Source organism: Curtobacterium sp. MCBD17_026 (assembly GCF_003234895.2).
Classification (GTDB): domain Bacteria; phylum Actinomycetota; class Actinomycetes; order Actinomycetales; family Microbacteriaceae; genus Curtobacterium; species Curtobacterium flaccumfaciens.
Genome location: NZ_CP126281.1, coordinates 2,900,574 through 2,915,865 on the forward strand (window position 1 = coordinate 2,900,574; position 15,292 = coordinate 2,915,865).

The 15,292-nt window shown below is 70.4% G+C and carries 15 protein-coding genes; 11 read left to right on the plus strand and 4 right to left on the minus strand.

What is annotated here, in order from left to right; genetic code table 11:
• Nucleotides 1-423: 423 nt before the first annotated feature.
• Nucleotides 424-1,878: a Rossmann-fold NAD(P)-binding domain-containing protein gene (locus DEI85_RS13715; protein WP_146248957.1), complete on the plus strand. Its 1,455-nt coding sequence runs from the start codon at nt 424-426 to the stop codon at nt 1,876-1,878.
• A 253-nt stretch (nt 1,879-2,131) separates the two neighbouring features.
• Nucleotides 2,132-2,500: a VOC family protein gene (locus DEI85_RS13720; RefSeq protein ID WP_110860834.1), complete on the plus strand. Its 369-nt coding sequence runs from the start codon at nt 2,132-2,134 to the stop codon at nt 2,498-2,500.
• On the opposite strand, the gene DEI85_RS13725 is transcribed toward DEI85_RS13720, so the two are convergent.
• Complete coding sequence (locus tag DEI85_RS13725) at nt 2,481-3,038, minus strand: YbaK/EbsC family protein (protein ID WP_111122896.1); 558 nt, start codon at nt 3,036-3,038, stop codon at nt 2,481-2,483. The genes DEI85_RS13720 and DEI85_RS13725 overlap by 20 nt on opposite strands.
• A 41-nt stretch (nt 3,039-3,079) precedes the next feature.
• Here DEI85_RS13725 and DEI85_RS13730 point away from each other — a divergent pair, with 41 nt between their 5' ends.
• The 5 genes from DEI85_RS13730 (at nt 3,080) to DEI85_RS13750 (ending at nt 9,295) form a co-directional block, all read left to right on the plus strand.
• The gene (locus DEI85_RS13730) at nt 3,080-3,733 is read left to right on the plus strand and encodes a CatA-like O-acetyltransferase (protein WP_111122895.1); all 654 of its coding nucleotides are present in this window, start codon (nt 3,080-3,082) and stop codon (nt 3,731-3,733) included.
• Between the two features lie 39 nt (nt 3,734-3,772).
• Nucleotides 3,773-4,795, plus strand: coding sequence for a Gfo/Idh/MocA family protein (locus DEI85_RS13735; protein ID WP_111122894.1), 1,023 nt, complete (start codon nt 3,773-3,775; stop codon nt 4,793-4,795).
• Nucleotides 4,792-5,817, plus strand: coding sequence for a Gfo/Idh/MocA family protein (locus DEI85_RS13740; protein ID WP_111122893.1), 1,026 nt, complete (start codon nt 4,792-4,794; stop codon nt 5,815-5,817). Before DEI85_RS13735 ends, DEI85_RS13740 begins: the two co-directional genes overlap by 4 nt.
• 157 nt (nt 5,818-5,974) lie before the next feature.
• Nucleotides 5,975-8,170, plus strand: a complete 2,196-nt coding sequence (locus DEI85_RS13745) for an acyltransferase family protein (protein ID WP_111122892.1) — start codon at nt 5,975-5,977, stop codon at nt 8,168-8,170.
• Nucleotides 8,171-8,287: 117 nt separating this feature from the next.
• Nucleotides 8,288-9,295, plus strand: coding sequence for a LacI family DNA-binding transcriptional regulator (locus tag DEI85_RS13750; RefSeq protein ID WP_111122891.1), 1,008 nt, complete (start codon nt 8,288-8,290; stop codon nt 9,293-9,295).
• Nucleotides 9,296-9,356: 61 nt separating this feature from the next.
• On the opposite strand, the gene DEI85_RS13755 is transcribed toward DEI85_RS13750, so the two are convergent.
• Together DEI85_RS13755 and DEI85_RS13760 are read right to left on the minus strand one after the other, a co-directional pair.
• Nucleotides 9,357-10,040 carry an esterase/lipase family protein gene (locus tag DEI85_RS13755; RefSeq protein WP_111122890.1) on the minus strand — a complete coding sequence of 228 codons (684 nt, stop codon included), beginning with the start codon at nt 10,038-10,040 and terminating at the stop codon, nt 9,357-9,359.
• 71 nt (nt 10,041-10,111) lie between these two features.
• A complete protein-coding gene (locus DEI85_RS13760; RefSeq protein WP_146244686.1) occupies nt 10,112-10,885 on the minus strand; it encodes an alpha/beta fold hydrolase in 774 nt (257 codons plus the stop codon).
• 82 nt (nt 10,886-10,967) lie between these two features.
• Here DEI85_RS13760 and DEI85_RS13765 point away from each other — a divergent pair, with 82 nt between their 5' ends.
• The 3 genes from DEI85_RS13765 (at nt 10,968) to DEI85_RS13775 (ending at nt 13,382) form a co-directional block, all read left to right on the plus strand.
• Entirely contained in the window at nt 10,968-11,411 is a 444-nt protein-coding gene (locus DEI85_RS13765) for a hypothetical protein (RefSeq protein ID WP_111090954.1), read from the plus strand.
• A gap of 21 nt (nt 11,412-11,432) precedes the next feature.
• Complete coding sequence (locus DEI85_RS13770) at nt 11,433-11,981, plus strand: dihydrofolate reductase family protein (protein ID WP_111090955.1); 549 nt, start codon at nt 11,433-11,435, stop codon at nt 11,979-11,981.
• A 102-nt stretch (nt 11,982-12,083) separates the two neighbouring features.
• A complete protein-coding gene (locus tag DEI85_RS13775; protein ID WP_111090956.1) occupies nt 12,084-13,382 on the plus strand; it encodes an NAD(P)/FAD-dependent oxidoreductase in 1,299 nt (432 codons plus the stop codon).
• A gap of 321 nt (nt 13,383-13,703) precedes the next feature.
• Here DEI85_RS13775 and DEI85_RS13780 read toward each other — a convergent pair whose 3' ends face one another.
• Nucleotides 13,704-14,609 (minus strand): SDR family oxidoreductase, encoded by a 906-nt coding sequence (locus DEI85_RS13780; protein ID WP_110860857.1) that lies wholly within the window; start codon nt 14,607-14,609, stop codon nt 13,704-13,706.
• A gap of 94 nt (nt 14,610-14,703) precedes the next feature.
• Between DEI85_RS13780 and DEI85_RS13785 the strand changes: the two genes are divergently transcribed.
• On the plus strand, nt 14,704-15,276 hold the full coding sequence (locus tag DEI85_RS13785; protein WP_110860859.1) for a TetR/AcrR family transcriptional regulator: 573 nt from the start codon (nt 14,704-14,706) through the stop codon (nt 15,274-15,276).
• Nucleotides 15,277-15,292: the final 16 nt, after the last annotated feature.

Sequence of the window (15,292 nt, forward strand, 5' to 3'; positions counted from 1 at the left end):
GAGACAGCGCGGCTCGCCCAGCAAAGTAGCCCTTCCCTCAACGACCCTTCATACGAAGAATTTCCGACATCTCCTGGGATAAGTTGGTCCAGCAAGCGGGTGCAACGCGACGTCGTGCGAGCTCTCAGGGCTGCAGCAATTGCTGCAGAAGCAACATTGGAAGAGCTCGGCGGCGACAGATGGGTCGAATTGGTCCGCAGCCGGAGCGGGTGGGTGGAATCCCGAAGTTCGAGTGTGCGACTTTCCCGAGACGCAGCCCTGGTTCGCGATGAGTTCGATCGGCACGTTTCGCCGTTGTCGAACAGTGTAACTTTTGGACGAACGAGCGCGAGCGATCACGCTTATGCGGCTCTACTAATAAGTGAACTTCGCGGGAGCATTTCCAACGTCAGGGCCGACCGCGAGGCTCTAGGCCGAAGTCTGATGATCACAGATCCTCAGCCGCTCCACGAGGCAACGGAGGCGATTCGTTCTTTCCGCCGCGCCCGATCCGACAAAGCTCTGCAATCAGCCCTGACCTGGATTAGAAATGAAGGCCCGTCGGAGGCACTAGTCGACGAAGCAAGCCATATCATCTCGAACGCACAAGTTCGCGTGAGCATCGAGTCATTGAAGGTCTTGGAGTATTCGGCGGAGTTCCTCGACAAGGCTTCGCTGGAAGAGGGCATCGATTTCGCTCTTTCGGGCAGCTGGGGTGGGCCGAGTCGCGTCGCGTCTAGCTGGTCCGAGGAAGCAGCTCAGTGGAAGACAATCAGTCGTCTCCTGCCTGGGAGCGGCGCCGACACCGTGGTCGCCCAACGCGTTTTGAGCCGACTAGGTGATCGGGAAGCCCCCGCTTCACCAACTGTCGACCAATTGCGGGATGTTGTCTCGGCATTACAATGGTCAAGTGTCCATCAAGATACACGACTTTCACTGAGTCGCTGGGCTGACCAGCACTCCGCCGATGAGTACTTTGAGGTAGTAGCGCAGTCCATACTTGCGAATGAAGGGCGGGAGGCCTCAGCCCGGCCAGGTTCACTTGAAGCAGCCGTCGCGTTAGTCAACGCCGATCAAGAGTCCACGGACGACGAAGCGATCACAGAGGCTGTCGGCATCCTTATCGATCATCTCTCGGCAGAGAGGAGTCAAGCTGCAAACGGAGTTAGATCGTTCGGCGGCTTGGACACTCTCGAAGCTGCAGTTGCATTCGCGTTGCGGTACCCGCTTGCCGACCTGTGGTCAGCTATTGCCGACGCTGTGAGCGACGAGAACTTGCGCTCCGATCAGACGGCCGCCGCGTTCGACCGCATGTCGTTGAACCCCGATAGGGTACCTACTTCTGTACGTGAAGCGCTGGCGACTGCTTGGCAGCCCTTGTTGAGTCGCGATGAGACTGCGTTCGGGTTCAGGCCCCAGACCTCAATAAACGCTGCACTCATCCGCGCGACGACAGCTCTAGGGATTAACCACCCCGCCGACGCGCTGACGGCCGCACTCCAGCTTTCGAGCGAATCGGAGAGCGGCCAAATTGAGGCAACAAAATTGCTAACACTCTGCCGGATTGACCCGGATAGCACTGCGGTTCATTCCTTGCTACTTCAGCTGTCCCGGGCTGAGAATGCTCAGGTCCGCGCCGAGGCTGGCTACGGCCTGACGGTGACCTCTAATCAGGCGTCATCTATCAGATCGCTTGTTCAGACGAGAATCGAAGAGCTTGCTCAGGCGGACGGTGTTCGCGTGCCCCTACGCGTCATGCACGGTGCACAATTCCTTAGCCAGCGAGACGGTAAGGCGAGTAGCTTTCTGCTCGGACTTGCAACGCGGACAAGTGAAACGGCGCGCGCACGGGTAGTGAGAGGAGCGGCGTCGAAGGTTTTGGAAATGAATACACGCTAGGAGTGAGTGATATGCCGATTCTCTCGCCATGACCGCACGCATGAAATCGGTGTGGCTCGAATAGACGCTGATGGCGCCAGATTGTCAGTTGTAGCAGCCCTCCAGGCGGCAAGCCCCCCACCCCCCACGGCGAGGTTCATCTGTTTAGAAGACCACGATGTTCAGGGCGTCAGCCATGTCTGCTGGACCGTCTCGCTGCAGCGGATCACGAAGGCCCTGACCGCCGCACGCTGATGGGTCTACCGTGTCGGCCATGATCGGCACACTCGACGTCGTCGTCCTGGACTGCCCGGACACCCGCGCCCTCGCCCGCTTCTACGCCGAGCTGCTCGGCGGGGAGATCGTCGGCTTCGACGAGGACTGGGCGGAGCTCGCCCTCCCGTTCACCGACCACCGTCCGATCCTGGCGTTCCAGCAGGTCGACGACTACCGGGCGCCGGAGTGGCCCGGGCAGGCGGTGCCGCAGCAGAGCCACCTCGACGTGAAGGTCGACGACCTGGACGACGGCGAGGCCGCGGTGCTCGCGATCGGTGCGACGGCGACGGGGTCTGGCACGGAGACGTTCCGCGTCTACCTCGACCCCGCGGGGCACCCGTTCTGCCTCATCCGGCCGTCGGACTGACCGGTTCGGTCGCCAGGCCCTCGACCACGGTCACGTTCGGCAGCGCGGTGAGTGCGACGCCGGGCAGGAACAGCTTGGCGGCGCGACGACCGGCACCGATGACCACCTCGGGGGCGTCGAGGACGCGCGCGTCGATGTAGAGCGGCCACGACGACGGCAGCCCGATCGGGGTGATGCCGCCGTACTCCATGCCGGTCAGCTCGACCGCTTCGTCCATCGGGGCGAAGCTCGCCTTGCGGACGTCGAGCAGCTGCTTCACGACCCGGTTGACGTCGAGCTTGGTCGATGCCAGGACGACGCAGGCGGCGTAGCGGACCTCGTCGCCGCGCTTCCCCGCGACGACGATGCAGTTGGCGCCCCCGGCCAGCGGGTAGCCGTACGCCTCCGAGAACGCGGCGGTGTCGGCCAGGTCGGCGTCGATCGGGGCGCCCTCGATCTTCATGACGACCTCGGTCGGCAACGCGACCAGGGCTTCGGCGACGGGGATCGCGAGGAATCCGGTGGCGACCAGGGCGGGAACACGTTCGAGCGTCGGCATGGCTCCACCGTAGGGAAGCGATCCCGCACGAGGGTGGAGCCATGACCGAACTCCGGGCGATCGACGTCGACCAGTGGCCCCGCCGGGAGCACTTCGAGCACTACCGGCACCGCGTGCCGTGCGCGTACGAGGTGACCGTCGAACTCGACGTCACCGCCTTCGTCGAGCGCGTCCGAGCAACCGGCCGTCGGACCTACGCGTCACAGCTCTGGGCGATCGCGACCGTGGTGAACCGGCACGACGAGTTCCGGATGCAGCTGCTGGACGACGGCTCCCCCGCCGTGTGGGACCGTGTCCACCCGATGTTCACCGTGTTCCACCCGGACACCGAGACGTTCTCCGCCCTGGTCGTGCCGTACGACGACGACTTCGGCACCTTCCACGACGCTGCGGTGTCGACGATGACGGAGTACCGGGACGACACCCGGATGTTCCCGCAGGACGACCGGCCCGGCAACGTCTTCGACGTCTCGACCCTGCCGGGAGCGTCGTTCACCGGCTTCTCGTTGCAGGTGCGCGACGGCTGGGACCACCTGCTGCCGATTATCACGCTCGGCGGGTACCGGCCCACTGGTGACCGGACGCTGCTGCCGCTGGCGTTGCACGTCGACCACGCCGCTGCCGACGGCTTCCACACGACCCGACTGCTGCGTGAGCTCGAGGAGCTCTTCGCCGACCCCGGCTGGCTCGGCTGACCGTGCCCCTCGTCCCACCGCATCTCCTACGCTGACCCCATGACGTCGCAGTCGGAGTCCCTCGCCCGCAAACGCATCGGGCTCGTCGGCGCGGGCGGCATCTCCGTCGCCCACTTGCCCGGGCTGCTCCGTCTGGGCGACGTGGTGGTGCACGCTCGCGAGGGCGCACACGAACTCGTCGCCGCGTTCACCGACACCGCCCGGGCCGAGGGCAGCACGATCACCGTCGCCGACAGCCTCGACGAACTCCTCGCCGGGGTCGACGTCGTCGACGTGGTGGTCCCGACGCACGCCCACGCCGAGGTCGTCCGTGCGGCGATCGCGGCCGGCAAGGACGTCGTCTCCGAGAAGCCCCTGGCCCGGACCGACGCGGACGCGGCGGACCTGGCGGCGCGCGCTGCGGACGCAGGCGTCCAGCTCTACCCGGCCCAGGTGGTGCGCTGGTTCCCCGCGTACGCGCGCCTGCACGAGGCCGCGACCACGGGCCTCCTGGGCGACCTGGCGGTGTTGCGGTTCTCGCGGTCCGGCGCCTTCCCCACCCACGTCCCCTGGTTCGGCGACCGCGCGCTGTCGGGCGGGATCGTGATGGACCAGATGATCCACGACCTCGACATCGCACGCTGGGTGGCGGGCGAGGTGACCCGGGTGTCGGCGGTGAGCGTCCGCGCGGGCTCCGAGGCGGAGCCGGTCGAGGCTGCACACGTCCTGCTCACGCACGAGTCGGGCGCGATCAGCCACGTCGCCGGGCTGTGGGGGCCGCAGCACCTCGCCTTCACGACCGAGTACTCGGTGACGGGGACGCTCGGCAGCCTGTCGCACTCGTCCCGGGCAGAGGAGGACACCCGGAGCGACCTCGCGGCACCGGCTTCCGTGGACGGCTTCCTGCCGGCGGTCGATCCGGCGGACGACCCGTACGCGCTGGAGCTCGCCGACTTCCTCGCCGCGTTCGACGGCGGTGCACCGCCCCGGGTCAGCGTGGACGACGGCGTCGCTGCGGTGCGGCTCGCGAACGCGGCGATCGCCTCGATCGAGTCCGGCCAGCCGGTGGAGGTGTCGCGGTGACGCTCCGGGTCGGGGTGCTCTCCTTCGCCCACACGCACGCCATCAGCTACCTCGGCGCCCTGGCGGCGATGCCCGACGTCGAGGTGCGCGGCACGGATCCGGACGGCGTCTCGACGGGGACGGAACTCGGCGACCTGCGCGGCGCCGAGCTGGCACACGCGCTCGGCGCCGGGTACGCGGACTCCGTCGACGAACTGCTCGCCTGGGGCCCGGACGCGGTGATCGTCACGAGCGAGAACGCCCGGCACCGTGGGCACGTCGAGCTCGCGGCGGCAGCGGGGGCGCACGTGCTCTGCGAGAAGCCGCTCGCGACCTCGTGGCAGGACGGCCTCGCCATCCGCGATGCGGTGGACCGCGCCGGGGTGCTGCTCATGATGGCGTTCCCGGTGCGCTTCGCCCCGGCGTTCGACCGGCTGCGCGCGACGCGGGACTCCGGCGCACTCGGCAGGGTGTTCTCGGTCCGGGGCGCGAACAACGGCATGCTGCCGCTCGCCCGGCACTGGTTCACCGACGTCCGGTCCAGCGGAGGCGGCGCCCTCGTCGACCACGTCGTGCACGTCGCCGACCTGATCGACGGGCTGACCGGAGCGGCGCCGGTGTCCGTCACCGCGGTCGCCAACCGGGTGTTGCACGCGGACCGCGCGAACGCCGAGACCGCGGGTCTGGTGACCATCACGTACGACGACGGCACGATCGCGGCGATCGACTGCTCGTGGAGCCGACCGGACACGTCGCCGGTGTGGGGTGGGCTGACGCTCGACGTCGCCGGGACCGGTGGCACGGTGTCGGTGGACTTCTTCGGGGCGGCTGCTCGCGGACTCGACGCGGTCGGGGGCCGGCCGATCGAGCTCCGGTACGGACCCGACCACGACCTGCCGATGCTCCGCACGTTCCTGGCGGCCGTGGGGTCCGGCGAGCAGCCGCAGCCCGATGTCGGGGTCGGGCTGCGGACGCTGTCGATCGTGCTGGCGGCGCAGGAGTCGGTGCGGACCGGCAGGACGGTGGCGGTCACCCCGGCGTGACGCCGGAGCGCCGCAGCGCGAGTCCGCTGTGGCCGTCCACATCGGCGTCAGCGTCAGCCGCGGCCTCGGAGGCGAGGCGGATTCGCGTCGTGGCGGCCCGGGCGGTATGTTCGGGGCGCGCGGTAGGGACCGCGCACCGTGAGGCAAGGGGTAGCTCGTGACGGTCGCGCCCGCGCGCGCAGCGCGACACGTTCCTGTCGCGCGCCACCGTGCCCGTCACAACGCTCGCCGTCCGGGCGGTGCAGCCGACACCAGGACGCTGCGACTCGAGATCCAGGCCGTCCGTGCCGTCGCCATCGGGGCGGTGGTGCTCTATCACCTGTTCCCCGAGGTGCTGCCCGGCGGCTACGTCGGCGTCGACGTCTTCTTCGTGATCTCGGGCTTCCTCATCACCGCGCACATCGCGAAACCACTGGCGGCCGGCCGGTTCAGCTTCCGGGCCTTCTACGCTCGACGCGCCTGGCGACTCCTGCCGGCGTCGATGGCGACGCTCTTCGTGACCGTGATCCTGACCGCGGTGTTCGTCCCCCGGACGCTCTGGAAGGACTTCACCGAGCAGATCATCGCCAGCGCGCTCTACGTCGAGAACTGGGCGCTCGCGGGCAACGCCGTCGACTACTCCGCCCTGGCGTCCGACGCCAGCATCGTGCAGCACTTCTGGTCGCTGTCGACCGAGGAGCAGTTCTACGCCGTCTGGCCGCTCGTCCTCTGGTTCTGCGCCTTCGTGCGGTACCGGCGCCGACGCCGGAACGGTGTGTCCCTCGCTCCGGCGATGGCCGTCGCGCTCGGCATCGTGTTCGTGCTGTCGCTGGCGTACTCGATCTGGGCGACGGCGCACACCCCCGCGTCCTACTTCCTCACCACGACCAGGGCGTGGGAGTTCGCCGCGGGCGGCCTGCTCTGGCTCGGCCTGCAGCGCGTCCGGATCCCCGCGGCGCTGGCGGCGGCGATGAGCTGGGCCGGCCTCGTGCTGGTCGCGACGACCGCGCTCCGGTTCGACGCGTCGACGCCGTTCCCGGGCTGGACGGCGCTCATCCCCATCATCGGGGTCTCGCTCGTCATCGCGGGCGGGATGCCCGAGCCCGCGTGGAGCCCGGCGTTCCTGTACCGGCTGCGACCCGTGCAGTGGCTCGGGGACGTGTCGTACTCGCTCTACCTCTGGCACTGGCCGCTGCTGATCGTGATGCCCTTCGTGATCGGGACCCCGACGGGCGAAGCGACCCCGCTCTGGGCGAAGGGCATCGTGCTCGTCGTCGCGCTCGTCCTCGCGCACTTCTCGCGCCGGTTGATCGAGCAGCCCGTGATCGCGTTCTCCAGCGAGCGCATGCGTGCGCGGCACCCGCGGCACCGCGGCGTCCTGGTGCTCGCGATCGCCGGCATGCTCGTCGTCGCCGTGCCCGCCGCCGGCATGTACTGGTCGGTGGCGCGAGAGGAGTCCGCGGGTGCCGCCACCGGGGTCACCGTCACCGCGGACGGCACGCTGACCAGCCGAGCCTGCCACGGTGCCGCAGCGATGCAGCCCGGGGCGGACTGCCCGCAGGTGGACGCGGCCGACCTCACGCCCAGCCCGGTGCAGGCGGCGTCCGACTCGTTCGCCGACCAGTCCGGCGCCGGGTGCCAGGTCGCCGGCGAGGACACCACGGTCCGGGGCTGCGAGGTCGGCGACCCCGACGGCACCGTGCGGCTGGCGATCGTCGGCGACTCCCACGCCGCCAACTACGTGCCGTCCCTCGAGCTCATCGCGAAGGCGCAGCACTGGAGCCTCACCACCTACCTGCACTCCGGCTGTCCGATGACCCGAGCACTCGTGACCCCGTCGTGCAACACCTGGAAGGCCGACACCCTCGAGCGGCTGCAGCAGGAGCGGTACGACGTCGTGTTCGTCGCTGCTATGTCCCGCACGCCGTGGCCGCACGGCATCATCCGGCACGCCGACGAGATGACGCCCCAGGTCCGCGACGATGCGGCGGGCCAGTACGCGAAGACCTGGGTCCGCCTGCAGCAGGCCGGGTCGAGCATCGTGGCCCTGCGCGACAACCCCGACCCGGGCATCGGCGGCGTGTCCGACGTGCCGAGCTGCGTCGAGCAGCACGGTGACGGCGCCGCCTGCGACGTCTCCGAGGCCGACGCGCTGATCGACGACCCGGTTGCGCAGGCCGCGCGGACCACGCCGGGCGTCACGCTGATCGACTCCACGGCGATGTTCTGTGCTGACGGCACCTGCCCCTCGGTCATCGGCGGCGTCGTCGTCTACCGACAGGTGCAGCACGTCACGCAGACCTACGCGCGGTCCATGGCGCCGTTCCTGGAGCCGAAGGTGACCGCTGCGGTCGAGGCCGCCGTCGCCGGCTGAGGTGGCCGCAACGGTCGCAACGGCCGCAGCGGCCGCAGCGGCCGCAGCGGCCGCAGCGGCCAGCCGGGTACCGCCCGGGAGCGTCCTCACCGGAGCGCCCGCGCTACGCTCGTCCCGATGCGCGCAACCGTGCGGGACGTGGCCGCCCTCGCCGGGGTGTCCCCGAAGACCGTCTCCAACGTCGTCAACGGCGGCGTGGTGGTGCGCCCGGAGACCCGTGAACGCGTCGAGCGGGCGGTCGCCGAGCTCGACTACGTGCCGAACCTGTCCGCACGTGGGCTGCGGAACGGCCGCTCCGGAGCGATCGCGCTGACACTGCCGGAGATGGGCAGCGCGTACTCCGCCGAGCTCGCGCAGTCCTTCGTCGAACTCGCCCGCGAACGCGGCTGGGTCGTGCAGCTCGAGCAGACCGGCAACGACCCGGCCCGTGAACGCGAACTGGTCTCCCGTGCCCGCGCACACCTGGTGGACGGGCTGATCCTCAACCCGGTGTCGCTCAGCGCGAGCGTCCTGGCCTCGACCGAGGGGCTGCCGCCCACGGTCGTCATCGGCGAGGTCGAGCCCGAGCACGTCGACCAGGTGCACGTCGACAGCCGCTCGGCGGCCGAGCAGGTCACCGCACACCTCATCGCCCACGGCCACCGACGCATCGCGATCGTCGGGGCGTCACCCGAGGGTTCAGCGACCGCGACCAGCGAGCTCCGTGAACGCGGGTACGCCGCCGCGCTCGCGGCCGCCGGCATCGCGCCCGACCCGTCGCTCCGTGTCCCGCTGCCGGCGTGGACCACGAGTTCCGCGGCGACGGCCTTCGCGGCCTGGCTCGACGAGCACCCCCTGCCCGACGCCGTCTTCGCCTTCACCGACTCGATCGCGTTCGGGGTGCTGCACGTGCTCGCCGCCCGCGGCGTCCGGGTGCCGGACCAGGTCAGCGTCATCGGGTTCGACGACGTCGACGGCGCCGCGTACGCGATCCCGTCGCTCAGCACGGTGTCGTTCGACCGTCGGGCCTTCGCGACGGCGGCGCTCGACCTGCTGACCCGTCGGATCGCGGACCGCGGTGCCGCGCCGGAGACCGTCGTCGTGCCGCACCGGATCGTCGAGCGGGCGAGCGTCGCCGACCGGTGACGGCCGACGCGGTTTCGCGCTGACCGACACCTCACGCGGCCACGCGCCCGTGGCGTGTCGCTCAGCGCGAAAGACCGCCGGAGCCGCCACCCGGATCCGCCGCCGCCAGCACCGCCGACCGCGTCCGCGCATCGCCGAGGATCCGGAAGTGCCCACCCACCGGCAGCCGCACGTTCGTCGCCCCCTGGAGCTCGCTGCCCTCGGGGATGAGCGTGTCGAACACCCCGTACACCGAGGTGATCCGCGCGTTCGCGTCGAGTTCCCGTGCCAGCCCCGCCAGCACCGGGTCGGCCGCCCGGAACGCCCGCAGGTGCGGAACCGGTGCGAGCCGCGCGTAGACCGAGCCCGCGAAGGGCGTCGACACCGCGACCATCCGGTCGATCCGATCGTGCTGGTCGAGCTGCGTCATCGCGTACTTGCCGATCAGTCCGCCCTTGCTGTGTGCGAGCACGAGCACGTTCCGCAGGTCCTGCTCCTCCAGGGTCGCGATCACCTCGCGCGCCGAGTCGGGCACGGGCCGCAGGTTGTGCCGCAGGACGGGCAGCACGTACACCGGGTGTCCCCGATCGTGGAGCGCGTCCATCAGCGGCCGCATGAAGTGCCAGGTCTCGTAGACGCCGGGGACCACGACGACGGGCTGCCCGGCGCCGGTCCGGTAGTCGTCCGCGGTGGTCGGGCCGAGGCTCCGGACCTGCCACCTCGCCGCGTACCCCCAGTCGAGTGCGGCCCACCACGCGCGTCGCACCAGCGGGACACGGCCTGGAGGCCCGGATCGCCCCGTCCGCGCCGCCTCCGTCCCCGACGTGGCCGGCCGGGTCATCGCAGCCCCTCCAGGCGCTCGGCGCTGCGGAACGTCTCGAGGAGGCGTGCGAAGGCGTCCGGCTGCCGTTCCTGCACGTGGTGCGGGCCGGCCAGTTCCACGAAGGTGCCGTTCGGCGCAGCGGCCGCGACCCGAGCCGACCAGTCGTGCCGCGCGATCGGGTCCTGGGTGCCGCGGACGACGAGGACGGGCTGCGTCACCTCGGTGATCGTCCGCTCGGTCGGGTAGCGGAGCATCGGCCCGAGCTCACGCGTGTACTGCCGCATGCTCCGCACGTAGTCGGTGACCAGGACGCCGTTCATCCGGACGCCCTCGACGAACCCGTCTCGGCCCAGGTCGAGCGCCTGCAGCGGGAGCGATCGCCGCTCGGAGTCGATCACCGGACCGACGAGCACGATCGCGGCGACGGTCTCCGGGTGGCGCCGGGCGGACTCGACCACGACCTGGGCACCCATCGACTGCCCGACGAGCACCAGGTCGCCGTCGACCAGGTGGCGGACGGCCCGCACGACGACGTCGCCGAGCTCCTCGATCGACAGCCGTCGACCGGCTGCGGGCAGCCAGCCGAACCCCGGCAGGTCGACGCTGATCGTGTGGTGCTCGGCGGCGACGGCGCGCTGCGACCGAGCGAAGGAGCGGTGGGACATCCCGATGCCGTGGACGAACACGACGGTGGGGTCGGTGTCGTCGCGGACCGGTTGCCGCGACGCCATCGCGTGCAGGCGCACGGGCAACCCGTCGATCCGGACGGTCTCCACAGCAGCGCGCACGAGCCGAGGCTACGCGGCGGTTCGCAGCGCCGGGTCAGCCTCGTCATCGGCCGCACACAGCCGGGCCGTGTGCACTCCTGACATGAGCGACACCACTCCCACCAACGACCACCAGCCGGACGGCTCCCACCCGGTGGACCGGGCGACGACGCCGACCGGCTGGGGCGCCGCCCCGACCCCGACGTCGACCTCCACGCTCGACGCCCCCGCGCCACAACAACAACAGCAGCCGCAGCCGCAGTACCGTGCGGACGCCGGCGCCTGGACCCCGGGTGCCTGGGACTCCACCGCCCCGAACGGCACCACCCCCTGGTACGGAGCCGGGGCCACAGCCAACCGGCGCAGCGCAGGCCCGAAGCCCCCGTGGTTCTGGCCGCTCCTCGCCGCGATCGTCGGGCTCGCCGCACTGCTCGTCGGCGGTGGCGTCGGTTTCGCCATCGGCCACGCGATCGGTGCGGACCGGACGCAGTCGACGACCCAGGTGCCCGGCACGAACCGGTTCCCGGGCGACGGCACCGGGAGCTGACCGGCGGGTACGATCCGTTCCATGCGGAAGACCACTGCCGGTCTGTTCACGTCGGTCGACGGCGTCGTGCAGGACCCCTACGAGTTCCAGTACGACAGCTTCGACGACGAGCTCGGTGCGGCGATGGGCGCCTGGATGGCCCGGACCGACACCGTGCTGCTCGGGCGGAACAGCTACCTGGAGTGGTCCGAGTGGTGGCCCGCCCACGCGGACGACCCGTTCGGGCAGTGGATCAACCCGATCGAGAAGCACGTGGCCTCCACCACGCTCGGCGGCGACCTGACTTGGCAGAACAGCACGCAGATCCCGGGCGACGTCCCCGCGTTCGTCCGCGGACTGCAGCAGCGCGAGGGAGCCGACATCGCCGTCTGCGGCAGTGTCACGCTCGTCCGCAGCCTGCTGTTCGCCGGGGTCCTCGACGAACTGCAGCTCATGATCCACCCGGCGATCGCCGGCCGTGGCCGGCGACTGTTCGAACCGACCGACCCGCCCACGCGCCTGCGTCTGGTCGACAGCACCGTGACGAGCAAGGGGAACGTGCTGAACACCTACGGGCGGTTCGACGCCTGACGGACGCACCACGGGCCTCCCGGCCCCACCCGTCATGCGCCCCGGCAAACCGCGCGTACCCTCGTGGGTGACCACACGCACCCGAGGAACACCGGAGCAAGCATGACCCAGGACACCCGCCCGCACGTCGTCATCGTCGGCGGTGGATTCGCCGGTGTGGCCGCCATGCGCGAGCTCGCCGACGCACCGGTCCGGGTGACCCTGGTCGACCGTCACGTCTACAACATGTTCCAGCCCTTGATGTACCAGGTGGCGACGGGCGGCCTGAACGCCGGCGACGTGACGTACTTCCTGCGCTCGCTCCGGGCCCGCCAGTCGAACGCCGAGTTCCGTCACGGCCTGCTCACCGGCATCCGCACCGACGAGCGCATCGCCGAGATGTCCGACGGCGAGCACCTGCACTACGACTACCTGATCCTCGCCAACGGCGTGAATACGAGCTACTTCGGCACCCCCGGTGCGTACGAGTACGCCTACTCGATGTACTCGCGCTCGCAGGCGCTCCGCATCCGCGACGAGCTGTTCACCCGGCTCGAAGAAGCGGCGGCGAACCAGGGCCCCGACGAGATCCGCATCGTGATCGTCGGTGGCGGTGCGACCGGCGTCGAGATGGCCGGCGCGCTCGCCGAGCTCCGCGACCAGGCGCTCGTCGGCGCGTACCCGGAGATCGAACGCGGCAACATCTCGATCACGCTCGTGCACCGCAGCGGCGAGCTGCTCAAGCCGTTCGCGCCGCGCCTGCGCCGCTACGCCGCCAAGGTGCTGCGCAAGCGTGGTGTCGTGCTGCGGCTGAACACCGGCGTCTCCGAGGTCAAGCGCGACGGCGTGATGACGGCGGACGGCGAGTTCATCGCCGCGTCGCAGGTGATCTGGGCGACCGGTGTCGCCGCCCACAAGGAGGTCTCGGGCTGGGGCCTGCCGCAGACCCACGGTGGCCGCATCCAGGTGAACGACGACCTGAGCGTGAAGGGTGCCGAACGGATCTTCTCCGCCGGCGACATCGCCGCGCAGGACGACGCCCTCGCCCAGCTCGCCCAGCCCGCGCTGCAGGGCGGACGGCACTCGGCGCGGCAGATCGTGCGCCTGCTCGAGGGCAAGGCCACCGAGCGCTTCAAGTACTTCGACAAGGGCACCATGGCGACGATCGGCACGAACGCCGCGGTCGCCCAGCTGCGCGGCGGGATCACGATGGTCGGCCCGGTCGCCTGGCTCGCCTGGGTGTTCGTGCACATCACGAGCCTGCTCGGTGCCGGTAACCGGATGTCGACCCTGACGCACTTCTTCGTGCGCTACGTCTGGTTCATGCGGAAGCGCTCGATCCCGATCGTCGGCGACGTGCGCCCGGTGCGCCCGAACGGCGACCGCGAGCCGGACCCCTGGCAGCTGCAGAAGGCCGAGTAGCCGCCGAGGTCGCTCGCGCGCTCGCTTCGTGAGCAGGAACGGTCGGGTCCGCACGTCGGACCCGGCCGTTCCTGCTCACGATCTGCGTGCCGTGGACACGGGGCGCGGCGGCCTGGAGGCGCGGTGCGGGCCGGCCACGGGCCTCCCGGCCGGCGCGTGGTGCGCGGGGCTGGCGCCGACGCGTGGCCGGGACCGTGGGACCGGCCGACGCGGAACGACGATGTCGCTGTCGGGCGACGTCGACACTGTCGCTGCGCGCGCTTCGCAACAGTGCGCGCGTGCAACGGACGACGTCGTCGCTGTCGTTCGACGTCAGCCGTCCTACGCCACCCGGACGTCGAAGTACGCGCCGGCGGCGATGTCCTGGAGCAGCCCCGGGCCGGTGGGCCGCCAGTCGAGCAGCTCGCGCGTGGCCTCGGACGTGGCGGACATGTCCATGCCGAAGAACGACGCCATGAACCCGAAGTGCGCGGGCGCGTCAGCGGGGTCGATCGAGGCGACGGGAAGCCCGAGGCCCTCGCCGATGGCTTCGGCGATCGCCCGGGTGGGGATGCCGGTCTCCGCCACGGCGTGCATCCGCGTGCCCGCCGGCGCCTGCTCGAGGCCGAGCCGCACGAGCCGGGCGGCATCGGCGACGTGCACGGCAGCCCAGCGGTTCGTGCCCTCGCCGATGTACGCGGAGACCCCGTGCTGCCGGGCGGTGGCGACGATGTACGCGACGAACCCGTGGTCCCCCGGGCCGTGTGTGGTGGGGCTGAAGCGTGCTGCGACAGCGCGGACGCGCTGCTCCACGAAGTCGAAGCCGCGATTCTCGCCGCCACCGCGCGGAGCGTCCGGACCGACGAAGGGGTTGGGGTCGGCCTCGGTCGCCGGACGCCCTGAGGCGAGCCCGGCGACCCCGGCGGCGAACACGAACGGACGATCGCTGCCGGCGAGCGCTGCGCCGATCGTCTCGATGGATGCACGTTCAGCGGCGTCGGACACCGCCGGGTTCGCGAAGTCGTGCTTGTTGGCGAGGTGCAGGACGCCCTCGGACTCGGCCGCACCACGGTGGATGACGTCCAGGTCGTCGAGGTCGCCGCGGAGCACCTCGACGCCCTTCGCCGCGAGTGCCGCGGCCGATGCGTCGGAGCGAGCGAGCCCCGTGACGACGTGACCGGCGGTGAGCAGGTCGTCGACGGTGTGTGAGCCGATCCAGCCGGAGGCCCCGGTGACGAACACGTGCATGAGCGTTCCCTTCCGCAGTGTTCACAACCTGATGTCATGAACTGACATCACCGTAGCACTCGATGTCAGCCACTGTCATCAGTAGACTGCGGGGATGGTTCGTTGGCAACCCGGCACCCGCGCGCGACTCCAGGCGGTCGCCCTGCAGCTGTTCGCCGAGCAGGGGTACGACCGCACGACGGTGGCCGAGATCGCGGCGGCGGCCGAGGTCACCGAGCGCACCTTCTTCCGGCACTTCGCCGACAAGCCCGAGGTGCTGTTCGCGGGACAGGACGGATTCCTCGCCATGTTCGTCGACCCGATCACCGCCGCTCCCCAGGGCACCGCGCCGTTCGAGCTGATCCGCCTCGCGCTGGACGCCAGCGCCGACTTCTTCCCCGAGGACCGTCGGGGGTGGTCCCGTGCGCGCCAGCACGTGATCGACGCGAACGCGGCCCTCGGCGAGCGGGAACTCGGCAAGCTCGCCACCCTGAAGGCCCGCCTCGGCGAGGTCCTGCGGGAGCGAGCGGTGCCGGAGCCGGTCGCGACGATGGCCGCCGAGGCCGCGGTCACCGTGTTCCACCTGTCGTTCGCCCAGTGGATCGCACCCGACGAGGACCGCCCCTTCGCCGCGATCGCGCACGAGCGACTCGATGCCCTGACGAGCCTGGTGCACCCCGCTCGTTGAGACTCCTCTTACCCGC